The sequence below is a fragment of the Streptomyces sp. NPDC026394 genome, assembly GCF_055567735.1.
In genome coordinates this window covers 106,916-129,116 of sequence record NZ_JBVHPX010000023.1, presented here as the reverse complement: position 1 = coordinate 129,116, position 22,201 = coordinate 106,916, and the positions used below count along the sequence as shown (strand labels likewise).

Here is a 22,201-nt window from a genome sequence, read left to right as displayed (position 1 = left end):
GGAGATGCTGCGCGCGACCTCGGCGGGGTCGTCGGGGACTTGCTATACCGCACCCTGTTGGACGCGGCGACCAGTGCCAGGGAATCGACTCAGGCAGCGTCTCGGGACCGCATGGTGACACGACTGGCAGAAGGCATCGGCCAGGTGCGTCCGCTGGCCTCGGCGTTCTGGAGCGGCTATCACGGCACCAAGCCCGGTATCGACAGCCGCCTGGCCGAGCGGGTCACCGCCTTCGCCGGGTGGCATCTCCTTGACAGATTGTTGGCCGGCGCGCGCTCAGCACCACGCCTTGCTGCGCTTCCCCGCGCGATGGCAGGCATCGGGCGAAAGGCTCTTCTCACGCCGGATGCGTTCGTCGCCACGCTCGGGCTGAAGGAGTTCCAGCGATGACGAGGGTGCCGCAGGAAGCGCTGTCCGCCCGGCTCGAGGAGGCCCTGTCCGACGTGACGGTGGAGCCTGGTGCCCGGGCGGCGTCGGTCGGTGGAAGGTTGATGACCGCTCCCACCCCCGGCGCCCTCACCGGTCAACTCGCCACCGCTCTTTACCAGTTGGTTCACGTTGGCAGACGGCGGATGGAACCGGGCGAAGAGGCAGATCAGCCATCAGAGAGTGTGCTGGAGGACCGCGACCTGGAAGCCGGTCTCGCGACCGGCGTACTGCATCGGCACAGCCGCTACCGGGCCCGGGTCCTGAGCGCTAGCGGAGAAGTCTCGGTCGTACGCCTCTCGGGTGTCCGGGTCCGTGTCCCCCCGGAGCGGATTGTCGACAGGACCGGCCCGGTGCGAGGGGCGGCACCGGGAGCAGATGCCGACGTTCTCGTCGCCGCCGTCCGCCGGTCGCTGTCACCGGGCTTCTTCCTGGTCGACGGATCGCTGCCGCTGGCCCACCAGGGCCCTGTCCTACGGGTATACCTACACGTCGAGACTCCCTCTGCTGTTTTGGACGCCTGGGAGCGGTCACTGCGGTGCCTGGAGGAACATGGCCTCCCCTACCGCGCAAAGGCCATCTCCTACGCCGGCGGCCTCCCCCGACGTGACGGCGTCGTCATCTACTTGGGAAGTGAGGGCCAAGATGTCGTCGGGGACTTGATCGGCTCATTGAAAGGCATCGCCCTGGGCGCCGACGCCTCCGCCTTCACCTTGCCGCTCGCTCCGGGTATCGCTATGGCCTGGGAACCATCCGATCTGCGGCCCGGCATGAAAAACACAAGCTTCGGAGAGCACAGGTCCCGGGTGCTGGCCGCGGGCCTGGTCCAACACGCCACCCAGCCCGACGATATGCCCCGGAGTCGGTCCGAGGTTGTACGGCAGGCGCTGCTCGATGCCGGCGTCGACCCCTCGGAGCCCGCGCGTAATATTTCGTCGCCGCTTTTCCCGGACAGCTTTTAAAGTCCGTTGACCACTGCACAACGTTTCATCAGGAAGATCTTGTCTTGCCGCCCCGTCAAAGTTAGCTTCATCTCTGCCGCGAAGGAAACACCGGGGAAACCCAAGGATCCCTTGCGCGGCACAGTCAATCTCTCTTGATCGAAGGAGAAAGCTATGAACGACATTGAGCTGGCCGCCGGTTTCGACGCCTACGCGGACGTCAACGAGATGACGGACGAGGCCACGCCCGACGAGGCCCCCTCGCCGCAGACCATCGTCTCGGTAATCGTCACCGCCAGCTTCGACTGCTGACGAGTCGACTGAGCCGCTGCTCCGTGCGGTCGGTCCGCGGTAATCGCAGCCGACCGACCGCACGGGCGCCCAACCGGCAACTCGAAACCCAAAAGGCCCGATTGAAACGGGTCCCGAAAGATGACGGCGAGAATGAGCACGTCAGTTCTCCTTCCTTTCATGCCCGTATCCGGAAAGCAAGTAATGCCCTTCGCGGAAATCGTCAGGCAGGGAAAAGCAGAGAGGCTGTGGATCGGTCAGTCCATCCTCGTTGAGTCACATGCCGCGCTCGCCTACGCCGCAGGGGCTGGGGCCCGGATCCCCATGGGCACCAGCCTGACCCTCATGCCGCTGCGGCACCCCTTCCAAGCTGCCCTGCAGGCCCGCTCCCTCGCCGCTCTGACGGGTCAGCCCGTCGTCGCCGGATTGGGTGCAGGGCCAGAGCCGTTCGTCCGGGCGTTGCGCGGGCTCGGATACACCAGCCCGCTCACCGCCGTGCGCGAGTACGCCACCATCGTCCGGGGCCTGCTCGCGGGAGACCGCATCGACCTCGCCGGTGATTACTACACGATGGCCGGTGCGCTCACCGCCCTGCAAACGCCTCCGGTGGAATTGGGCCTGGGTGTGCTCAGGCCCCGGATGGCCGAACTCGCAGGAGAGCTGGCTGACGTCGCGATCACCTGGCTGACGCCCCGGCCTATCTGGCGCAGGTGATCATTCCGGCGCTCGCCGCAGGTGCAGAGCGAGCCGGCCGCCCCTGCCCACGGGTCGCCGCTGTCGTCCACGTCTCGCTCGACGCACCGGACCGCGACCACGTTCAGGTTGTGCAGGCAGCCACCCAGGCCCACCTCGGAGCACCTCACTACGCCGACATGCTCCGCCGCGCTGGTATCGAGCTCGACCGGCACGACCTGCCGAAGAACGTCACCCGGCTCATCGAGAGCGGTACCGCAGCGGTGGGTGGTGCCGACGAAGTCATACAGACCGTGTCCGCCTACCGCAAGGCCGGCGTCGACGAAGTCATACTCAGCGCCCTCGGCATCCAGGCCGTCGACGGAATGCACGCATCGTTGGAGGCCCTCGGCACGATCATCGAAGCGCAAAGGACTACTGATGCCTGACGTCGGCCAAACGCGGGTACAGCCCTCCTACTCCTTCCGTCGGCTCCTGCTCGTCGGCACGGGTGCGCTCGGCGTCTGCTCACTGCCGGGCTGGGTCGGCTGGCTGCGTGAGAATCACCCGCACATCGAGACGAAAGTGGCACTCACCCGGCATGCCACCCGATTCGTCGCCCCCGCCGCGCTCACCGCGATCGGCGGCGCTCGCCTGTTCCACGATGCATGGCCCGCCGAACCACAGATCACTGCCCCGCACGTGGAACTCGCTGAGTGGTCAGACGCGGTGGCCGTCTTCCCCGCCACTTTCCACTTCATCAGTCGCTTCGCCCTCGGACTGGCCGACACCCCGGTGATGCTGGCGCTCCAGTGCAGCACCGCTTCGATCGGCCTCGCCCCTGCCCTTCCCCCAGGCGGATTTCAGAGCCATGCCATGCGTTCCCACCTAGACGCAGTGCGAACACGCCCCAACGTGGTGGTGGCCGACCCGGAACCGGGACGCAGCGTGACCACGGGAGCCATCGGACGAAATGCGGCCGCTTCGTTGCCATCCCTGCTGGAACTGATCGAGAAGCAGTACGCCGAACTCGCGGCGGAGCCGCCGGATTCCGCGGTCGGGCCGCGCGAAGGCGGCCGGGCGTGACAGTCGTAGCCAAGTTCGGGAGCGGACTGGTCCGCACCGAAGTGCTGGCGGACCCTGATGGCGGCTTCTTCACCTGGGTCCGCACAGGGGGTGACAGCCGGACCGAGCCGCTGGAAGGACCTCCCCCGGCGGTCCTGGACTCACTGCGAGCCCTGGAGGCCTGTCCGGCCGACGGCACAGGCATCCGCTGCGCCCTGCCCCGTACGCAGAATGGCCAACTGCGCTACCCGCTGCTGCCGGGACGCAGCTCCTTGGCCAGGCTGCTGACCCTGGGAAAACCGCCGGCCCACTTGGGCCCGATGGTCCCGTCGCGCACCGGCCGGGCGCTGGACGGTACGGAGACCCTGCTGGACGAGTTCGGCCACGCGCTCCGGCGGCTGCACACGACCCCGCTGCCCGCCCAGGACAGCAGCGGCTACGCCCTCCCACCCTCCTGGCGGCGACTGCGTGCGTGGGCCGACGCCCCGGCCCACGGCCGCGCCGAGCAACTGCATGGCCTGGTGCGGGCGCTGCTCGGCACGGACCGCTGGTGCCGTGTCGAAGCGTGGCTGCGTGAGCTCGCGCCCGACGAACCGCTCACGCTCGTCCACGGAGCTCCCAGTCTCGGGAAACTGGTGCCGTCGGAACGGCACGGCACCGCCCACGCGCTACTTACCGGCGAGGACATCGGCTTCACCGCACGGCAGTGGGACGTCGGCTGGGTCGTCGCCGAACTGCGGGAGATGCGGTTCTTTGCCGCCCGGCTCTGCCGCCCCGAGGCCTACTGGGAAGGGCTCGAACAGGCCTTTCTGAGCGGATACGGCGAGACCGGCGACACCGCGGTCGGACGTGCCGCCGCGCTGCGCGTGCTGCTGCACCTCCTTGACTTGAGCCTCCTGGTCATCTGGGACGAGGAGGAGGTCCGACGCGCTGTCGCACTGATAGTGGAACTCATGGACGAACAGGAAAGTGGTCAGTGATGCACCTGCGCTATCCGACAGCGCGCCGACACGAGGTGGTGGAAGATCTATTCCACCACCAGGTCACGGACCCGTACCGCTGGCTGGAACAATCCGACAGTCCCGAAACCACCTCTTGGTCAGCCGCCCAGCACGCCCTGTGCCGCCAGGCCCTGGATACTCTGCCGTGCCGTCCCTGGCTGCGCGCCCGCATGGAAGAGCTGCTGGCTCCCGGTGTTACGGGGCCGCCCGTCTGGCGCGAAGCACAGCAGTTCTTCATGCAGCGGCTGCCGGGACAGGAACATGCTGCCCTGCACGTCGTCGACGGAGAAGGCACCGAACGGATTCTGGTGGATCCCGTGGTCCTGGACCCGACGGGGCGCACCACGCTGGACACCTGGCAGCTCGATCGAGAGGGCCGCAGACTCGCCTTTCAGACGTCGACGGCAGGCGACGACAGCAGCTTCTTGCGGGTCCTGGACATAGCCTCGGGCGAAGTGATCGACGGCCCTGTGGACCGCTGCCGCAGGTCGCCGGTCGCCTGGCTTCCCGGTGGCGAAGCGTTCTTCTATGTACGACGCCTGCCACCGCACCAGGTGCCTCCGGGGGAAGAGCACTATCACCGGCGTGTGTGGCTGCACCGCGTGGGAACGGATCCGGACAAGGACGACGAACTCATCTTCGGTGAGGAGGGACCCAGGACAGCTTCCTACACCGTCAGTCTCAGCGCGGACGGCCGCTGGCTGATCGTGACACGCACCATCGGAGCGGTAGGCCACAACGACGTATGGATCGCCCACCTCACGGCGCCCTTCCGCCGGGTACCGGTGTTCGTACCCGTGCAGACAGGCGTCGACGCCCACACCCGCGCGGTCATCTCCCGCCACGGGCGCGTCTACCTGCACACGGACCATGGTGCCCCTCGCCGCCGGCTAGCGGTCGCCGACGTCACGGACTTCCAAACGGCGAGAACCCCTTCACCCAGCGAATGGAAGGATCTCATCGCCGAGGACCGGCAGGCCCAGTTGGAGCACTTCACCATCCTGGACGGCCCGGAACTGGACCGAGCCCTGCTCCTGGTCGTTCGCAACCGTCACACCGTTAGCGAGATCACCGTGCACGACCTGGAGACGGGGGCGCAGCTCGGGGACATCGCCACGCCGGGCCGGGGGTGGGTTGGGGAGATCCGCGGCAGGCAGCACGAGGCCTGGTTCACCTACACGGACCCGTTCACCCACATCACCGTTCTCCGCTGGGACGCACGGGATCACACCACGAGCGTGTGGGCGCTCCCGCCGGGCCTACGGACGGATACGCAGAGCACCGAGCCGACCCAACACACCATCGGCTCCACCCACCAGCTCACCTGCACGTCCCCCGATGGAACACAGGTACGCATCACAGTCCTTGCGCCCCGGGACAATCCCAGCGGGCCCCACCCGGCTATCCTCTACGCCTACGGCGGCTTCGGTCTGTCCTACAAGCCCCTGTACAGACCGGACGTGTTCGCGTGGGTGGAAGCTGGCGGCATCTACGCGGTGGCCCATGTGCGCGGTGGCGGCGAGGAAGGCACCGGCTGGCACAGCGCGGGCGCCCGCGCCCACAAGCAAAGATCCATCGACGACCTCCACGCCGCCGCCGACGCCCTCTGCCGCGCAGGTTGGACCACACCGTCCCGGCTCATCCTGAGTGGGGAGTCCAATGGAGGCCTGCTGGTCGCCGCCGCCATGACCCAGCGTCCCGACAGCTACCGAGCGGTCCTGTGCGCGGCACCAGTACTGGACATGCTGCGCTACGAGTACACCGGACTCGGCGCCTCCTGGACCAGGGAATACGGCTCCGCCGCGGTCCCCGAGGAAATCGACTGGCTGCTTGGCTACTCGCCCTATCACCACGTCAGCCGAGGCACAGAGTACCCCGCTGTCCTCCTGACGGTCTCCGAAGGAGACGGCGTCGTCGACCCCCTGCACGCCCGCAAGATGTGCGCCGCCCTGCAACACGCCACCGGCCCAACCCCCAGACGAGACGGAAGAGGCCTCGTGCTCCTGCGCGTCGAGGCGGGCACCGGTCACGGCCCACGTTCCATGAACCGTTCACTCGAACTATCCCTGGACCAGTTGTCCTTCGCGGCATGGCAGTCCGGCCTGCCTCTGCCGCGCTGACCCAACCGCGCGGGCCGCCCGCGTTTGCTCAAGTCGAGCATGGTCGACGTCGTGGCCTTGTTGGTTTCAACACCTGTCTGGAGAACCAGATGGATGCCGCCTAAGCTTGACTCTGTCGGGGATCTTGATGAGCGGGGTCAGGTGCCGAGGGTCCGCCAGGACCTGGGCCGGGGGATCTGGTGCTGGTCGAGGTAGGTCTGGAAGGCGGACGGCGGTCTCGGTGGGAGGCAATCGGCTGCTGGTTGCCTGCTGAGGCGTTCGATGTTCACGGCGATGGCTGTAAGGACGTGCTGCACGTGGGCTTTCGGCTGGCCGCGGTAGCGGCAGCGGCGCATGCCGTGTCCGTGGGCGATCTCGTTGACGGTGCCCTCCACCCCGGAGCGGACCGCGTAGCGGGCCTTCCACTCGGGTGTCTGCTGTTCGGCGCGGACGCGGAGCTGCAGCTCGCGGAGCTCTCGCGGGGGGGGGAAGCCCACGTTCCGGGCGGGAGCTTTGGTGCATCGGGTGCGGTCCGGGCACGGCTGGCACTGGCTCTGGGTGAACCGCGCGACGATCAGGGGTGCCCCGGCGAGCTCGGAGGTTGGGTAGGGGCCGTGCCAGCCGGCGCTGACCTGGCCGTTCGGGCAGGTCACCTGGCGGCGGTCGTAGTCGATGCGGAAGTCGTCCCGGCCGAACCCGTCGCCTTGGCGGTGCTGGCGGGTGGGGTTGACCGTGAGCGGGCCGCTGACAGTGACCTGGTGTTCGCGGGCGGCCCGCTCCAGGTGGATCAGTGAGGTGTAGCCGCCGTCGACCAGGTGCTCGGCGGGCAGCAGTCCGCGGCGGGCCAGGCGGGTGTGGATGCCGGGCAGGGCCTGGCTGTCGTGGGTGGTGGCCGCGGTGGTGGCCACGTCCGTGATCACGTTGGGGCTGTCCGGAGCGCAGGTCTCCGTCAGATGGGCGGCGAACCCTTTCCAGCTGATGATGTGTCCGTGCCGTGCGTAGCGGGCCGAGGTGTCGTAGGGCGAGACGATCGCCCGGGACGAGGGCGGCAGTCCGGGCCCGCCTTCCCTCTCGGCCGTGCGCCAGCGCAGCTCTCCTGCGGCGTCACGGTGGTAGTTCTGCACCATGATCTGGCGCAGGGCCTGCAGACGAGGGCCGGACATGCGGTCTGCTCCGTGCCGGTGAAGGTGCTCCAGGAGTCGGACGGCGTCGTTTCCGGTTGCCAGGATTCTGGTCTTGGGCTTGGTGGGGTTCTTGCCCAGGCGGACCGGCCGGCCGTAGCGGAGCCCCCAGCCCGCGTCGACCAGCCCGTCGAGCAGATGCGGGGAGGCGGCGGCGACTTCTTCGAGTGCGGCGCGGACCGCCTCGGTGATCAGCTCCAGGCGTGTCAGGTCCCGCACCGCGGCCAGGACGTGGGTGGAGTCGGTGCGCTGTGTGGTGCGCTCGCGCACCAGCCCGGCCTCCTTGAGACGGGCCAGCGCGAGGTCGAGAAGGCGGTCAGCACGGTCGTCTTCGGCGAGACGGTCGCGGAAGTCGGCCAGCACACTGTGGTGGAAACCGGGGTCGTCCAGCTCCATGGCCGGGGCGTACTTGAAGTCGATGCGGCAGCGGACTGCCTCCGCGGCCTGCCGGTCCGACAGGCCGAGCAGAAACTGCAGCACGCAGACGGTGGCCAGTTGAGCAGGCGAGAGACCCGGCCGCCCGTCGCGCGGGTACCAGTCGGCGAAGTCCTCGTCGCACCACAGCACGTCCAGGCGATCTCTCACCCACATTGCCGTCGTGCCCTTCGGATTGCTCGCCCGCGCGGTCTGCGCGGTTAGGGAAGGGACTTGCTCACCGGAGCGGGGACGGGCGGACACGTGCACCTCGTCGGCTGGATCGGCCTGCAGCACTGCCCGAGCCTGCCTGCTGATCATGCTGCCGCACCGGGGAACCCCAAGATTCCCGACGGAGTCAAGCTGAGCTCGCTGCCGGCATCAGGGACGACTGCAGGCCGTCGCGCTGCAGCCACCCGGCCGGGAACCAGTCGTCGTGCATGCACGCCAGGTTGGGTTCAGTGCTCCACCCGGCCGGTGTCGTACGCCCACATCGCGATCTCGACCCTGTTTCGAGCGCCGATTTTGGTCAGCAGGCTGGCGACGTGGGTCTTGGCGGTCGTCAAGCCGATGAATAGCTCGTCGGCGATCTCGGCGTTCGTGCGGCCACGGGCGACCAGCGTCAGCACCTCCTCCTCGCGTTCGGTGAGCGGCTCGATCGGTTGGGTCCGCCGGCTCGGCGGTTCCCTGGCGGCGAGGGTGGCCAGCAGCCGCCGGGTGATGTTCGGCGCGATCAGTGCATCGCCGACGGCGGCGGCATGGACGGCCTGGACGAGCAGCTCCGGCCCGGCGTCCTTGAGCAGAAAGCCTCGGGCGCCGGCCCGGAGCGCGCCGTGGACGTACTCGTCGAGGTCGAATGTCGTGATCACCACTACCGCGATCGGGTCCGGGACGCCCCGCCCTGCGAGGAGCTGGGTCACCTCGATGCCGTCGAGCCCGGGCATCTGGATGTCGACCAGGCACACGTCGGGGCGGAGCCGATGCGCCAGCGCGACGGCGGTGCGGCCGTCGGCGGCCTGGCCGACGACCTCGATGTCGGGCTGCGCGTCAAGGATCATCGACAGGCCGGTGCGCACCAGATCTTGGTCGTCGGCCACCAGCACGCGCACCGTCATCGGCGTACCTTCGTCGGCAGTTCGGCGTCGACCGTCCACCCGCCCTCGGGCGCCGGCCCGGCACGCAGCGTGCCGCCGAGCAGCTGCACACGCTCGGTCATCCCCAGCAGCCCGAAGCCGTGGTTCACCGACCGTGCCGGGTCGATCTGTCCGTCGTCGGTCACGCGTAATCGAAGCCTTCCCGCGCCCTCTACGACCCGGATCATCACACGCGAGGCGTTGCGGGCGTGCCGCAGGGCGTTGGTCAGCGCCTCTTGCGCCAGCCGGTAGACCGCCGCGTCGACCTGGGGCGGAAGTTCGTCCAGGTCATCTGGCAACTCCACGTCGACGGCCGGGGCCGGGGCACGTCGGGCGAGGGACACCAGGTCGGCAATGCCGGGCTGGGGGGCGTACTGCGCCGGCGCTCCGTCGCGCAGCACCCGGACCATCGCCCGCATCTCCGCGAGCGTCCGCGACGCTGCCCCTTCGATGACCGCCAGCGTCTCGAGCGCCGCTTCAGGTCGCTGCCCGGCGATCGCCCGGCCCGCCTGCGCCTGCACAGCGATCGCCGAGACGTGGTGGGCGATCATGTCGTGCAGTTCGCGCGCGAGGCCGACCCGCTCCTGGCTGCGGATCTGGTCCACCGCCCGGCGCCGGCTCTCGGCGCGGTAGCGGAACGCCGCTCCACCCGCCGCCGCCGTCGCCAGCACGGCGAACCCGCCGAAGAGCTCGGTCGGCCCGGTGTAGTCGGTCACAATGCCGGATACCGCAGCGACCGCCACCACCGCCAGCCCGATCACGATCTCGCGTCCTGAGTCCCAGCGGACCAGAGCGTAGACGAACACCAGGATGTAGATCATCGTGTTCAGGCCCACGCTCTGGGCCCCGCCCAGCAGGCTCGCCAGTCCCAACGCCGTCGCGGTGCCGAAAGCCACCACGACACAGGTCAACGGGTGGGTACGCCGCCACAGCAGCATCGGTGCAAGTCCGACTGCCACGGTCGTCGCGAACGGCCGCCAGGCGACGTCGTCCCGGAGGACTCCTTCGAGCAGCGCCGTCACCATCAACACCCCGACCAGCACCCAGTCGCGCGACACCCGTTCGGGAGCGTCCGTGGCGCGGGGCTCGGCCCACAGCGAGCTCAGGGCGTTGGTAAGCACCCATCCAGATTAGGGACCGCCGAGGCGTCGGGGACCGATCGAAAGAACGAGACGCCGCTCCTCCCGACGGCCGAGGCGGGTCCGGCCTCGACGCGGAGGTGTCCGCCGCCGGTCTCAGCGATCGTGGACCTACCGATCCTCACCACAACAGCGGAGTCCATGATGAGAACGCGTCACCCCACCACCACACTGGATGACCAGCGGATCCCGGTGAGAGCCAAGCTCGCCGCAGCGTGGACAGGCGTCATGTTCCTGTACGCCTACGTGGACGTTCTCGCCTTCTTCAAGCCCGGTGTCGTCGATGGCATCCTGGTCGGCGACATCTGGGAGTTCGACATCAGCCAGACGTTGTTGACCGCCTTCCTCGCGCTTGTGGCGATCCCGATCCTCATGGTCGTGCTGTCGATGACGTTGCCCGCCCGGGCGAACCGCATCACGAACCTCATCGTGGCCTCGGTACAGGTCCCCTTCGCGGCATTCAACGCGGTGGGCGAGTCCTGGACGTACTTCTACGGCCTTGGCGTCGCACTGGAAGTGATCATTCTCGCTCTCATCCTGCGGTACGCCTGGACCTGGCCCCGCACCGTCGGCGACCACGGCGACCATGGCCACCAGCCCGGACCGTGAAACCGTTCGCGCTCAGTAGCAAGCGTGCACCCAAGCTCAGTCCCCGTCCTGTTCGGAGCCATCTGCCTGGGTGCCGCGGTGTGGGCCTGCTGGCGGTGGGACACCAACTACCACGGGGACGCCGCGTTGGGGCCTTCCAAGGCCCCTACCGGCAGGTCACGTCATCGGTGTGCACACAGGCCCACCACATCGTCGACACCGGCCCCAAGCGCGGCAATGTCGTCGTCCGCGTCACTGGCACCTGCCAGCGAGAGAACACCGGATAGCCCGGACGCAGACCGATCCGAGCCACCGCCCCGGGCAGATCCCGGAGCCCAAGGACACCGTCGCTCGGCAGTGATCCCCACCGCTCCGCCTCGGGTACCCACACCACATGCCGCGTGCCCACTCACGCCTCCCCAGACGCTTGAACACGCTGAGTCTTCAGGGAATACCCGTAGCGATGGCACGGCTGCTGGCACCGGCCGACCTGGTCGGACGGGCAGGTCAGCGCGATGCTCGGGCGGGCGGCGGGCGTGGTCATAGTGGTCGTCCTCTCGTTCAACCTTGAAGAACCGATTCTCCGCCCCGGTATTCCCGCTGCCAGCGGCGTGCGATTAGGGAACGGCGGGGAGCTCGTCGACGCTCGTTGCCTCGGTGTGGATTCCACAGATGCCATTGATGTGGCCGAGGCACTGCGCGCGGACGGCGCGGCCACCGCACAGGTGTCCGCACGGGCCGCAGGAATACGCCCGGTTTTGGCCGTACCGCCGCGTAGAAGGTCGGCGCCATAGTGAGGGCCTCATCAGCGCGAGACGATCAAAGGGAGCGCCCCGTGGCCTTACCTCCTCAGCAGAACGTGCCCGACCTGGATGCCGGCGGAGCAGCGGGGAGTGTCGACACGCTGGGGGTCTCAAAGCAGGCCGTACACAAGAAGTACGGCGGCCGACGCCTGGTCGGCCGGACGGAGGTCTGACGATCATGACCTCGCTCCTCGATGATCTGGTACGACGCACGGCGGAGCGGCTCGGCGCCCGCCAGCGTGGCGTCGTCGTGGTGGGTGCCGTCCGGGGCAGGCAGTCCGCACTGCACGGCGCGGACCCCGGCACGCTGTTCGAGATCGGTTCCGTCACCAAGACGTTCACCGCTCTGGCCCTGGCCCAGCTGACCGTGCGTGGCGCCGTGGGGCTGGACCAACCGCTTCGCGACCTGCTACCCGGTGACATCACGGCTCCGGAACGCGGCGGTGAGGTCATCAAGCTGGCTCACCTGGCCTGCCACACTTCCGGCCTGCCCCGGTTGCCCAAAGGCCTCCTGCTGCGAGGCCTGTTCCGGTCGGACCCCTACGCCGGCTGCACGGGCGAGCTCCTGCTGGACGGATTACGGCGCACCCGTTTGCGGTCGGTGCCCGGTACCCGCTTCCGCTACTCCAACTTGGGCGCCGGCCTGCTCGGATTCGCCCTGGCACGCCACACCGGCACCGACTACGACACGCTTATACAGGCCGAGATCTGCCGACCCCTCGGCATGACCGACACTCACGTGGTTCTCGACCCCGGACGCACCGCACGACTGACCGCCGGCCACTCTCGCACCGGACGCCCACGCCCACCCTGGCACCTGGCCGCCCTCGCCGGCGCCGGCGGCCTGCACTCCACCGTGCCAGACCTGCTCACGCTGGCCCACGCCCAGATCGGCCCCGCACCCGAAGAACTCGCCGAAGCCATCGCTCTCACCCACACCACCACCCACCGCATCAATGCCAGAACCGCCATCCATCCCGGCTGGATCTCGGCCAACCTGCCCCGCAGCCAGCACCGGATCCTGTTCCACACCGGCGGTACCGGCGGCTTCCGCAGCCTGCTGGCCATAGCCCCCAAACACCGAGCCGCAGTCGTCATCCTCAACGCCAACACCCGACCCGTGGACCGTCCCGGCCTCAACCTGCTCGCACAGATCATCAACTCCGCCGCCGGTCCGGACCCCGTCCCGCCCGCCACCGGCGCCTGACCGGGGGCAGCCCACACCGACAGGTTTGACACACCCTCCGCCGGCAAACCCGCAGGTAGGGGTCCAGAAGTTCCATCGCGTCCGCCGGGACGTAGACGGACCGCGGGCTGTTGTACTTCGCGCACTCGGCGAGGTCGACGGTCGCCGTCGGCGGGCGCCAGCCAGCCGTCAGGCCGAGCTCGGGCAGCAGCAGCGTGGACCACTCCTGGATCCGCATCCCGGTCATCAGCGCGAGCTCGCAGGCCGCCCGGTTGCGGTGCGGCCGCCAGCCGCGGAAGGTCTCATCCAGTCCCGCATCCGGGGCGAGCCCGCCGAACCCCACGTCCCGGCAGTACAGGTACTGCTCCAGCTCCATGTGCCGCACCCGCAGATCACGGCTGGTCCCCGTCCCCAGCGACACGCTGCGGCCGGTCGGCCGCCAGGGCCGGGCGTCCACGAAGCCGATGTCCTTCAAGAAGGCGTACAGACCGCCGATCGCGGCGGCGCCCCGGTCCCAGGACGCCCCCTGAACCGTCTTCGACGCCTCCTGCTGACGCCACAGGCGGAACTCCTTGAGGTCCGCCTCCGTGGCCGACCGCAGATCAGCCCCCCGCGCCCGCAGAAAATTGATCAGCATCAGCACCGAGTAGGCGTACGCCCGCATCGTCTTCGGATCCCTGCGATCCAGAGCCAGCGACCGGAACCACGACGACACCGGCTCCACCGGCCGCATCGCCTCATCGAGCAGGATCGGTGTCCCGCAGAAACCCGACGCCGCTCGAACAGATCAGACAGCTCGACATGCCCCAGACCGGCGACCTCGCCGACCTTCCAGACCTTGCGCCTGTCCGTGAAGAACAACTGCACCGCGGCTCCGTGGATCGCAACGCGGTTCCGAAGAACCCGACATCGGCGCTAACGGAGCCACTGCTCAGGAAGCTACGGCGGCATCAGATGAGACACATGTGAGTGTCTGGAGAACCATCGAGCTTGGCCTCCACCGCCCACCCCGGCCCGGTGCGGATCTTGTCGACGGGGCGCGACAGGGCGAGGGCGGCGGGAAGGGAGAACGGTGGCACGCATCAGCCCTACCCCATCGGTGAGTCCACTCCCCCGCGTCAGACGCAGGGCGTCCCGTCCGGCTCCCGCCGGATGTCCACATAGGCCCGCATCCGGACACCGGCCTGGCCGGGGACCCGCCACGGCCGCGACGGGCCGCTGGACCACCACAGCGCGCACAACGCCTGGACAGCCGCAGCCGCGGTCTCCTCATCACCGGCCACCACGTCCACCGCGGCCAGACCCGGCCCGGCGATCTGCACCTCACTGATCGGCTTCATAACCAACCAGACCACCACGGGCCGGACGCGGTTCGCCCGGCGGCGGCAGATCACCCGGACGGGCGGCACACCGTCCCGGCGCGGCGTGCCGTTATGCGGCGCCGCCGGGCAGGGACCAGACGTCCGGGCCGCCGCCGCGCCACTCGATGCCCGGGCCGTCCAGGTCGACCTGGTCCGGGTCGGCTCCCGCGCGCCGCAGAAATTCCCGCACGTCGGCCGGACCGTAGGCGATGCCCAGGACGGTGCCGTCCACGCGGACCCGCCGCCCGCCGACCGGGACCGGCGGCTGCACGATCACCCTGAGCGTGGAAGCGTCGTCCATCACCCCACCGTGCAGCCGGCCCGGCGTGCGCGCATGCTGAGCCGGGCCGGCGGCGGGACCCCACCGGTACGTGCCGTGCCCCGTGCCGTACGGCGTAGCGTCCCGCGCGGCAGAGCGCCGGACACGGTGGACTGGAGTGGGATGAAGCGGCGTCCCTGTTGCCGGCGCCCGAGGTGCGCCCCGAGACTCGGGCGCCGGCAGCACACTGCGGTCAGTAGTCGTGATCACCGAGAGCGTCGGCGATATCGCGGTGCTGAAGCATCCGCCGGTAGAGCGACGCGACAGCGCTCAGCGGTGCCTCGGTCTCCCAGTACCGCTGACCCGCGACATCCCGCGCCACTGCCGCGGCCACCCCTTGGGTGACGCGCAGGACGCGACCCCACAGGTCACGGCCGGACGCACGGCCCGCGTTCTCGACCAGCATGATCCGCTCGATCCGGCCCCGCTCGGTGGCCTCGGTGTCAGGTACGCCCCGGACACACTCCAGAGCCCGCCTCGCCAGCAGGCCCGTCACCCCGCGCCCCTCCGGCGCACACAGCAGCACCCGCTCGGTTTCCGCACCCGCCAGCACCGATACCGTCGCCTGCTCATAGATGGCGGCCGCCAACAGTGCGTTGACCAAGCGCCGGTCCGGATCGGCCAAGGTCAGCGCCCACTCCTCGCTGGGCGCCGGGCGGCCGGCCTCCTCCAGATAAGAAATCATCAGTGCGCCCCAGCCCGCGCAGTGCTCCCACGTCGACTCCGGCGCCCGCCCCTGGCCCTGCTCCCCATCAGCCATGCCGTACACCGTAAACCCTGCTTTTGACCGTCTCTGCCCGGGCGCGAAGGCACCTTCTCGTTCGGGTGGTTGTGGCCTGGCACGGGCGGCCGGGCCACTACGGTGCTGGGTATGAGCGAGCCTTTCGCCCAGGGCGAGGATCATCCGGCGTGTGGGATCTGTCCGTCGAAGCGGCTGCCGCGCGATGCGTTCATCGTGTTCGACCGGCCGTCCTGGGAGTGCCCGTTCGATCCGGCCGACGGCTACCGCTACACCGCCGACCGGACTCCGGCGTGCGTGCACCCGCACAAGGTGGGGCTGGAGCCGGACCGGATCGCGCCCCCGCCGAAGGACGCCCCGGCAGCCGAGCCGGAAGCTACGCCGCGGCGGCGGAGAAAATGGCTGCCTTCCTTCCGCGCTCGGTGACGCCGATGCGGGCGTAGACCTCATCAAGGGCCTTCCGGCGCCGCTCGGTCTCCTCCGCGTCGATCCAGTACCGCTCGTTCACCGGGCCGAAGGCCGCGCGGTAGGCCTGGTGGGTGAAGTCGCCCGGCCGCCAGGTGCCGCCGGCGAACCCCTCCTCCATGTCGGTGGCGTGCACGAAGCGGATGCCGGTGCGGTCCTGGATGCGGGAGAGGACGGTGAACTGCGCGGTCAGCGCGTGGGACATGACGTCGACCGGGACCGGCTGGGCCAGCTCGGCGCGCTTCTCGTCGCCGCCCGTGAGCTCGTACATGGCGGCTTTCAGGGCCAGCACGCGAGTGGTCTCGGTGAACAGGCCGGGGGCGTCGGCGACCGCGTCGTAGTCGGGGATGATCGGGTAGCCGTAGAAGTCATCCCAGTCGCTGCTGTACTGCGCGCAGCTGTTCCACAGCCGGGTCCATTCCGGGTCGGCCTGCCAGGTGGCCAGGACGTCCCGGGCCCGGGATGCGACGGCTTCGGGCTGGATGAGCGTGCTCACGATGGTGCCCCTTTCGGTGTCGGTGGTGCGCGCCCGGCCCGGCGGGCCGGCCGTGGTGCGGCGCCGCGCACCCGGGGTTCCGTGGTCGCGTCCGGGTGCGCGGCGGCTCAAGGGCTCGTGGCGAGCGCGACGTCGGTGAGGCGGTCCAGGCGCTCGTACAGGGCGCGCACCAGACGGGCGCGGTTCTGGGCGCAGCGCACAGTGGCTTGCGGCGCTACGGACAGGCGGCGGTCGGCTTCGGCGAGGACGACGTCGGCCAGGGCGAGAGCCGGGTGGTCGGCGGGCAGCCGGCCGGCGGCGCGGCGGACGTCACCGGCCACCGCCCGGGCGGCACCCGTCAGCTGCAGCGCGATCTGCTGGAGGTCCGCGGCCGCCAGTTTCGGGGTGGCGGTCCACGCGAGCACGGCCTGGATCAGGTTCCGGTGCGCGTCCCGGTCGAGGGGGAGCTGTCCTTCGGCGTGCCCGGCAGGGTCGTACAGGACCGTGTGCGTGCTGCTCATCGTTCGCCTCGCTGGCATGGTCGCGGACCCGGTCGGCACGGCGGTCTCGTTCGACGGATGCTGACCGCAAGGCGACCGTACGGCGGGCGCGGGTGCGGTAGGACTGACCGTGAGTACGGGTTTCGGGGCGCAGGGCGAGCGGGGAGTGGGCCGGTATGGGCAGGCCGCGCCGGACAGCAACAGGGGCCGTGACCGGCTTTGTGCTGCGGCTGGCCCGCGAGAGCATCCCCCGCACGCAAGCGGCCCTGGCCGGGGCCCTGGGGGTGGATACCGAGACGGTGCAGGGCTGGGAGTCCGGGCGGCGGCCGCTGGCGAACATGCGGGCCGGGTCTCTGCTGGAGCTGCGCCGCCAACTGCCCGCGATCGGCGCGGACGCGGCGCTGGTGGGGTGGCTGGACGCGGCGATGGATGCGGATCGCATCATCGCGGCCGGCCTCCAGCCCGATGGCGGCCGTCCGCATCCGCTGGCCGGGTGGGTGCATACCCGGGAGACCGCGCACATGCTGGCCTGGGCGCTGACCGGCGTCACGCCGCCGGCGCTCACCGGGTGCGTATCCCGGTCGCGGCGTGGACCGGTCGCCGCCGCGCCGCAGCTGGCGACGGCCGACCGCCAGGTGTTCTTCGACCACCTGCGTGCGGTGACCGAGCACGCGGCCGCTCAAGGTCCCGGCGGGGTGCTGCTGCACCGTCAGGCGCTCTACCTCGCCTCGTACGACCGCAGTCCGGACGCGGCCGCGTGGACCGCGCACACCCTGCACGGGCGCCGTGACGTCCTGGCCCTGCGGGGCTGGTCGCCGCACTGGGCAGCCGCCCGCTCCACTGCCGCCGCGCTCGCCCGGCTCGGCGACCCGCAGCCTCTGTACGACTTCATCGACCGCGCTCTGGCCGACGATGACACCGCCGAGGCCGCGAACCTGAACTACTGGGCCTTATGGCTGGGCGCGCTGTCCGTACCGCAGAGCGACGACACGTTCATGGGCGACCGCGGCCTGCCGGGCTGGGACGCGCTGACGCTGCTGCGCGCCCTGGCCCAAGGCTTGGTGAACGACCCCGGATTCGTCGACCTGTACGCGCACTCGCTGTGGGCGCTGCTGACCGCCTTCCCCTGGCTCCCGCAGGCCGCCGGCCCCACCGCCCGGGATCTGCACGTACGCAGCGCGCATCTGCTCGACGAGGTGCGGCTGTCCGCCCGAGCACGCCGGGAACTGGGCTGTGTCCACTACGTTCTGAGCTGTAAGAGCACCTGAGAGACCGGAGGCAGGGCATGTCGGAGGACACCACCAAGGGCACCGCAAGCTTCATCTCCGAGATGGGCGTGCTCAAGCGCGTCGCCCGCACCGGCTGGTGGTTCACCGGCAACAGGCACCCCGAATCCGTCGCCGAACACTCCTTCCGCGTCGGCATCATCGGCTCGGTGCTCGCCATGATGGAAGGCGCCGACCCGGCCCGCGTAGCACTGCTGTGCCTCTTCCATGACTCTCAGGAAACTCGCATCGGCGACATCCCCCACATCGGCCGCAAGTACCTTCGGGCCGCCCCGAACGGCGAGGTGACCACCGACCAGGTCGCCAATGCCCACCCGGCCGTCCGTACCGGCGTGCAGGGTGCGGTCGATGAGTACGAGGCCGGTGAAACCCCGGAGGCGATCGTCGCCCGCGATGCCGACAAGCTCGAATGCCTCGTCCAGGCCGTGGAGTACCGCGAACAGGGCTACAGCCTCACCCAGAACTGGATCGACACCAGCCTCACCAGCCTCAAGACACCCTCGGCCAAAGCCCTCGCCGATGCAGCACTGACCATGTCCTCGCTGGAATGGCAGAACAACTTCCTGCGATAACCAGGCGCAATCTTGCGGGCGGTGGTACCGGTACTGCGGCTCGCTCTCCGTCTTCGGGCCATCAGAGACGGCGTCCCGGGGCCGCAGCCAGCCCACCTCGCCTGGAGCCGGCCGCCTATCGCGAAGCGATCTGCGCGCGGGCATACCGGTGCAGAACATCGTGTGGTGCGCTGATCACCAGAGTGGAGCCCACTCCCACCCGGCCGCCACCGTTCCATGCACCGGATGCACGGTGGAGTCCACCGTGCCCACTCATCCCTGGCGGCGTCGGCGCGGACGAGCGGACCACCATGGGTTCGGCCGGCCGCTGGGGTACCGGCGTGAGTGCGAGCGGTGCAGGAGCGGTGGCGGCTTCGGGGACGGGTACAGCGCCATCCGCAGTCGGGACGCGTCGGCGAGCTGCTCCAGGCGCTCGCGTTGCTCCGGCGAGAGGGACGGCCGGACCGGTTCAACCATGCGGACCTCCAAGTCGGGTGTGGTCTTGCACCCTCGCACCTGGCTGTCACCTCCAGGACGTGCACGTCGGCCGCGTCCCGAGAGGTGGTGCGACGACTTCGCCGTCCGTCCCACCAGGCGGGCCTGCGGCCGGGTCCGGTGGTTCCGGGAGGCGTACGCGCAGGCGCCCCACGGACGGCTGGCCCGTGGGGCGTCCGGATGTGGCGGTCAGCTCTGCACCATGGCCTTGAGGTCGCTGAGCGGCAGTTCGTTCGTGCCGCGGTCGGTCGCGCTGCTCTGGGTCCAGTTGAGGACCGTCGGAGGTGCTTCCTCGCGCGAGTACGAAGTGCTCACGGCCGTGTTCCGGCCGTCGGTTTCGGCGAGGGTTCGTGCAGGTCGGTCAAGTGTCCTCCCGTGCCGGGTGCCAACGCCCCCGATTCTCAGTCCGGTCCGCCGGGGCTCGCGGGTGAAGTCGCCAATCGGCCACGCGCTGGCCGGTTGGCGTCCTCGTCAGTGATTGCGGCCCGCTCCCCTGCCCTAATCAGGCCGGGGCATGTGGTGCTGCTGGCTGGCAGGGTCGGCCGCGTCTGCGGTTGGCTGCTGCGGCTGCGGTCCGTCGGCGATGGTTCGGCTGCGGGCTTCGGCTGCCTGGGTGAAGGCGGCCAGCCGGGCAAGGTTCTTGGGTGTGTACAGCCACGTCGCGGGATCGGTCGTACGGCCCTCCAGGTACTCCTCGGGCATCGCGGCCTGCTGATGGACGTGCACAGCAGCGGCCCGCTGCGCCGGGGTGAGCCCGGCGTCCCGGGGCGGGTGGTCGACGGCGTGCGGCGCGGCCGCCGCCTGGTCGTGGTTGTGGTCGCAGATGCGCGCGGTGGCCGATGCGGTCGCGGTCGGGGCGCCGTCCCACGCAGCGGGTGCGGTGCGGGCGGTACGGATCGCGTTCTGCAGGGCGAGGCTGGCGACCCGGGCCCGCTCGTACCGGCTTGACTCCCGGGGAGGTTTGCCGTCGGTGCCGGCGATCCACCACCGGCGAGGCCAGCCGAAGTCGGCGGTGTAGGTGAGCTGGTCCGGCGCCGGGGTCCGGCGGCCCTTCTGCGACACCGTGAGCTGACGGCAGTGCCGGGACAGGGCCGCGTCGGCGATGTAGTCGTCCAGGCCGCGGGTGAACGCACGGCCGCGCAGGGTCTCCAGCAGGTGCCGGCGCGCTTCGGCCAGGACGTGACGGCGGGCGAAGGAGTTGCGGACGGTGAAGACGATGGCGGCGACGTCGACGGCGGCGAGCGCGGTATCCACCACCGGGCCCACCCGGGCCCGGATCGCCTTCCCGGCCGCACGGCACCGCTCCAGCAGCCCGTCGACCATCGCCTGGCCGAAGCGCAGGATCGCTGAGGCGCGCCACCACGCGCGCAGCTGCTCGAAGGGTTTGGGGGTTTTCTTGGCCCGGCGGGTTTCCTGCGCCGCCCACCAGCCCAGGCCGTGGCGGCCGCGTTCCCCGGGCAGCCGCTTGTGCTTCTGGACGTACTCGTCGGTGAGGCGCTCCAGCACCGGCGCTATCTGCTCGCGGCGGGTGGCCGACCAGTCGATGAGCTCCTGGTCGACGCCGGCTATCTCCATGACCGGACGCAGGCCCGGCGTCACCTCCCGGGGCACGGTCGCCAGCCCGAGCTCCTCGCACACCTCGGTCGTCATCGTGAGGGTGTAGAGCGCCCCGGCCGCCACCGCATTCTGATAGAGGCGGACCGTGTCCAGCGCGTACCAGGACCCGTCCGGACGCTGCGCCCGGTTGAGGACCAGACAGTGATCGTGGAGCAGGGGAAAGCCGTCGCGGTTGTCGAAGTGCCGCCACTGCGCGACCACCAGGCCCGGCGCCTTCGCGCGCTGACGGCCCGACGACCACCGGATCTCTGCGACCTCATCTTCGAGCCAACGCAGCGCGGTGGCGATGGCCCGCTCGTGCGCCCGCTCGATGACGTACCGGGTGTGGTCGCCTCCCAGCGCCCACAACACGGTCAGGGACGCCTGCGCCCGGAAGGTGAAATCGAGGGCAAGCACGGGGGTCGCCTTGCGCCGCTCGATTTCTTCGACCGGCTGGCCCAGGGCGGTCGCCATCCGGGCCGTCTCCGGGGCGGCGTCGTCGTCCAGGAGCTCGCGCTCGATCCGGTCGGCATCCGGGTGTCGGAGCTCACCGAAGACCAGCTCCATCTGCCGCTCGCTCACCGCCTGCCCGGCGGTGAGTCCGAGCGCGGCCAGGCCGCGCCCCCTCCACACTCCGGGCGGAAGCCCGGCCTTCTCCAGGGCGCCCTTCAGGGACTGGCCGGCCGGACGACGGCCGTCACCGAAGGCAACCCCACGCACGTAATAGCGCCACGCATTCCGCCTCTGAACCTTCGCAACACTCAGCATCCCGGGATGCAAGCACCGGCTCTGACCTGCGGAAAAGACCGATCCCGTGAGGCGGGAGGGTCCACCGAAACTTCACGGCTGATCCCGCCGAGCGGGCGCCGACGACGGCGTCGCGCCCGCCAGGCGAACCCCGCCTTTCGCCATGCGCGGCCTCTACGGGGCCATGCAAATGCTGCGCGGCCACCAGTCACACACGTCCCACGCACCCCAACAACCGACTCCAGCTGACTTTGTCGCCACGACGCGTATATACGCGTGCCTCTCCCCCACCCGACGACCGAAGAGGCCCCCAGCACCACGCAATCGACTCCCTCGCCTGAGCGAGACAGCCACCGCCCCCGGCAGCGCCGGGGGCTTCGTGCTTCCTAGAGGAACTCGCCGTGCCCACCTACGAGGTTCTGCCCCGCTTCACCGCCGACCTGGACCGCCTCACCCCAGAACAGCGCCGCCGATTCCGCCGCACCGTCGCGGCCTTCGTCGAGGACCTGCGCACCGGCAGCTTCCGCGCCGGCCTCCGCATCAAGCGCGTCCAGCGCACCTCGGGCGTCTACGAACTCACCTGGTCCATGGGCACCGGTCCCGCAGGACGCGCAACCTGGGAGTACGGGTCCGCGCGCCAGCCCGGCGAGCCGCACATCATCTGGCGCCGCATCGGCGGACACGACATCTTCATCGTCCCGTGAGCAGGCGGCAACCGAGGGTACTCG

At 69.9% G+C, this 22,201-nt stretch carries 25 protein-coding genes and 1 pseudogene; 15 read left to right on the top strand and 11 right to left on the bottom strand.

Annotated features, from left to right (window positions below):
• From ACZ4QV_RS35225 to ACZ4QV_RS35190, 8 genes and pseudogenes are all read left to right on the top strand, one after another.
• A pseudogene (locus ACZ4QV_RS35225) lies at positions 1 to 390 on the top strand (class V lanthionine synthetase subunit LxmK); the annotation flags it as partial.
• Complete coding sequence (locus tag ACZ4QV_RS35220; RefSeq protein ID WP_467763975.1) at positions 387 to 1,388, top strand: T3SS effector HopA1 family protein; 1,002 nt, start codon at positions 387 to 389, stop codon at positions 1,386 to 1,388. The pseudogene ACZ4QV_RS35225 and the gene ACZ4QV_RS35220, both read left to right, overlap by 4 nt.
• A 153-nt stretch (positions 1,389 to 1,541) precedes the next feature.
• Positions 1,542 to 1,679 (top strand): hypothetical protein, encoded by a 138-nt coding sequence (locus ACZ4QV_RS35215; protein ID WP_467763974.1) that lies wholly within the window; start codon positions 1,542 to 1,544, stop codon positions 1,677 to 1,679.
• Between the two features lie 183 nt (positions 1,680 to 1,862).
• The gene (locus ACZ4QV_RS35210) at positions 1,863 to 2,372 is read left to right on the top strand and encodes an LLM class flavin-dependent oxidoreductase (RefSeq protein WP_467763973.1); all 510 of its coding nucleotides are present in this window, start codon (positions 1,863 to 1,865) and stop codon (positions 2,370 to 2,372) included.
• Positions 2,369 to 2,779, top strand: coding sequence for a hypothetical protein (locus ACZ4QV_RS35205; protein WP_467763972.1), 411 nt, complete (start codon positions 2,369 to 2,371; stop codon positions 2,777 to 2,779). Before ACZ4QV_RS35210 ends, ACZ4QV_RS35205 begins: the two co-directional genes overlap by 4 nt.
• Positions 2,772 to 3,416 carry a flavoprotein gene (locus tag ACZ4QV_RS35200; RefSeq protein WP_467763971.1) on the top strand — a complete coding sequence of 215 codons (645 nt, stop codon included), beginning with the start codon at positions 2,772 to 2,774 and terminating at the stop codon, positions 3,414 to 3,416. Before ACZ4QV_RS35205 ends, ACZ4QV_RS35200 begins: the two co-directional genes overlap by 8 nt.
• Entirely contained in the window at positions 3,413 to 4,375 is a 963-nt protein-coding gene (locus ACZ4QV_RS35195; RefSeq protein ID WP_467763970.1) for a phosphotransferase family protein, read from the top strand. The genes ACZ4QV_RS35200 and ACZ4QV_RS35195 overlap by 4 nt, the downstream gene beginning before the upstream one ends.
• Positions 4,375 to 6,516 carry a prolyl oligopeptidase family serine peptidase gene (locus tag ACZ4QV_RS35190; RefSeq protein WP_467763969.1) on the top strand — a complete coding sequence of 714 codons (2,142 nt, stop codon included), beginning with the start codon at positions 4,375 to 4,377 and terminating at the stop codon, positions 6,514 to 6,516. Before ACZ4QV_RS35195 ends, ACZ4QV_RS35190 begins: the two co-directional genes overlap by 1 nt.
• Before the next feature lie 137 nt (positions 6,517 to 6,653).
• Here ACZ4QV_RS35190 and ACZ4QV_RS35185 read toward each other — a convergent pair whose 3' ends face one another.
• From ACZ4QV_RS35185 to ACZ4QV_RS35175, 3 genes are all read right to left on the bottom strand, one after another.
• On the bottom strand, positions 6,654 to 8,411 hold the full coding sequence (locus ACZ4QV_RS35185) for an IS1182 family transposase (protein ID WP_467763968.1): 1,758 nt from the start codon (positions 8,409 to 8,411) through the stop codon (positions 6,654 to 6,656).
• 137 nt (positions 8,412 to 8,548) lie between these two features.
• Positions 8,549 to 9,205 (bottom strand): response regulator transcription factor, encoded by a 657-nt coding sequence (locus ACZ4QV_RS35180; RefSeq protein ID WP_361615095.1) that lies wholly within the window; start codon positions 9,203 to 9,205, stop codon positions 8,549 to 8,551.
• The gene (locus tag ACZ4QV_RS35175; protein WP_361615093.1) at positions 9,202 to 10,344 is read right to left on the bottom strand and encodes a sensor histidine kinase; all 1,143 of its coding nucleotides are present in this window, start codon (positions 10,342 to 10,344) and stop codon (positions 9,202 to 9,204) included. The genes ACZ4QV_RS35180 and ACZ4QV_RS35175 overlap by 4 nt, the downstream gene beginning before the upstream one ends.
• A gap of 159 nt (positions 10,345 to 10,503) precedes the next feature.
• Between ACZ4QV_RS35175 and ACZ4QV_RS35170 the strand changes: the two genes are divergently transcribed.
• From ACZ4QV_RS35170 to ACZ4QV_RS35160, 3 genes are all read left to right on the top strand, one after another.
• The gene (locus tag ACZ4QV_RS35170; RefSeq protein ID WP_361615090.1) at positions 10,504 to 10,971 is read left to right on the top strand and encodes a DUF6326 family protein; all 468 of its coding nucleotides are present in this window, start codon (positions 10,504 to 10,506) and stop codon (positions 10,969 to 10,971) included.
• A gap of 814 nt (positions 10,972 to 11,785) precedes the next feature.
• A complete protein-coding gene (locus ACZ4QV_RS35165; protein WP_361615087.1) occupies positions 11,786 to 11,926 on the top strand; it encodes a hypothetical protein in 141 nt (46 codons plus the stop codon).
• A gap of 5 nt (positions 11,927 to 11,931) precedes the next feature.
• Complete coding sequence (locus ACZ4QV_RS35160; RefSeq protein ID WP_361615085.1) at positions 11,932 to 12,960, top strand: serine hydrolase domain-containing protein; 1,029 nt, start codon at positions 11,932 to 11,934, stop codon at positions 12,958 to 12,960.
• On the opposite strand, the gene ACZ4QV_RS35155 is transcribed toward ACZ4QV_RS35160, so the two are convergent.
• The 4 genes from ACZ4QV_RS35155 to ACZ4QV_RS35140 all read right to left on the bottom strand — a co-directional run bounded on the left by ACZ4QV_RS35155 (position 12,911) and on the right by ACZ4QV_RS35140 (position 15,379).
• The gene (locus ACZ4QV_RS35155) at positions 12,911 to 13,672 is read right to left on the bottom strand and encodes a site-specific integrase (RefSeq protein WP_361615082.1); all 762 of its coding nucleotides are present in this window, start codon (positions 13,670 to 13,672) and stop codon (positions 12,911 to 12,913) included. The genes ACZ4QV_RS35160 and ACZ4QV_RS35155 overlap by 50 nt on opposite strands.
• 385 nt (positions 13,673 to 14,057) lie before the next feature.
• Positions 14,058 to 14,279, bottom strand: coding sequence for a DUF6207 family protein (locus ACZ4QV_RS35150; RefSeq protein WP_361615080.1), 222 nt, complete (start codon positions 14,277 to 14,279; stop codon positions 14,058 to 14,060).
• 91 nt (positions 14,280 to 14,370) lie between these two features.
• On the bottom strand, positions 14,371 to 14,601 hold the full coding sequence (locus ACZ4QV_RS35145) for a hypothetical protein (RefSeq protein WP_361615078.1): 231 nt from the start codon (positions 14,599 to 14,601) through the stop codon (positions 14,371 to 14,373).
• A 211-nt stretch (positions 14,602 to 14,812) separates the two neighbouring features.
• Entirely contained in the window at positions 14,813 to 15,379 is a 567-nt protein-coding gene (locus ACZ4QV_RS35140; RefSeq protein WP_361615075.1) for a hypothetical protein, read from the bottom strand.
• 111 nt (positions 15,380 to 15,490) lie between these two features.
• On the opposite strand from ACZ4QV_RS35140, the gene ACZ4QV_RS35135 reads away from it, so the two are divergent.
• Positions 15,491 to 15,784, top strand: coding sequence for a hypothetical protein (locus ACZ4QV_RS35135; RefSeq protein ID WP_361615073.1), 294 nt, complete (start codon positions 15,491 to 15,493; stop codon positions 15,782 to 15,784).
• Here ACZ4QV_RS35135 and ACZ4QV_RS35130 read toward each other — a convergent pair.
• Together ACZ4QV_RS35130 and ACZ4QV_RS35125 are read right to left on the bottom strand one after the other, a co-directional pair.
• Positions 15,735 to 16,319 carry a hypothetical protein gene (locus tag ACZ4QV_RS35130; protein ID WP_361615071.1) on the bottom strand — a complete coding sequence of 195 codons (585 nt, stop codon included), beginning with the start codon at positions 16,317 to 16,319 and terminating at the stop codon, positions 15,735 to 15,737. The two genes, ACZ4QV_RS35135 and ACZ4QV_RS35130, sit on opposite strands and share 50 nt — an antisense overlap.
• Positions 16,320 to 16,426: 107 nt before the next feature.
• Positions 16,427 to 16,819 carry a restriction endonuclease gene (locus ACZ4QV_RS35125; RefSeq protein WP_467763967.1) on the bottom strand — a complete coding sequence of 131 codons (393 nt, stop codon included), beginning with the start codon at positions 16,817 to 16,819 and terminating at the stop codon, positions 16,427 to 16,429.
• 188 nt (positions 16,820 to 17,007) lie between these two features.
• Here ACZ4QV_RS35125 and ACZ4QV_RS35120 point away from each other — a divergent pair, with 188 nt between their 5' ends.
• Both ACZ4QV_RS35120 and ACZ4QV_RS35115 read left to right on the top strand, forming a co-directional pair.
• Complete coding sequence (locus ACZ4QV_RS35120) at positions 17,008 to 18,066, top strand: helix-turn-helix domain-containing protein (protein ID WP_467763966.1); 1,059 nt, start codon at positions 17,008 to 17,010, stop codon at positions 18,064 to 18,066.
• 17 nt (positions 18,067 to 18,083) lie between these two features.
• A complete protein-coding gene (locus ACZ4QV_RS35115; RefSeq protein ID WP_361615064.1) occupies positions 18,084 to 18,656 on the top strand; it encodes an HD domain-containing protein in 573 nt (190 codons plus the stop codon).
• A gap of 663 nt (positions 18,657 to 19,319) precedes the next feature.
• Here ACZ4QV_RS35115 and ACZ4QV_RS35110 read toward each other — a convergent pair.
• Complete coding sequence (locus ACZ4QV_RS35110) at positions 19,320 to 19,445, bottom strand: hypothetical protein (RefSeq protein WP_361615062.1); 126 nt, start codon at positions 19,443 to 19,445, stop codon at positions 19,320 to 19,322.
• A 183-nt stretch (positions 19,446 to 19,628) separates the two neighbouring features.
• Entirely contained in the window at positions 19,629 to 21,446 is a 1,818-nt protein-coding gene (mobF, locus tag ACZ4QV_RS35105; RefSeq protein WP_467763965.1) for a MobF family relaxase, read from the bottom strand.
• Positions 21,447 to 21,874: 428 nt separating this feature from the next.
• On the opposite strand from mobF, the gene ACZ4QV_RS35100 reads away from it, so the two are divergent.
• Positions 21,875 to 22,177 (top strand): hypothetical protein, encoded by a 303-nt coding sequence (locus tag ACZ4QV_RS35100; RefSeq protein ID WP_467763964.1) that lies wholly within the window; start codon positions 21,875 to 21,877, stop codon positions 22,175 to 22,177.
• Positions 22,178 to 22,201 lie beyond the last annotated feature (24 nt).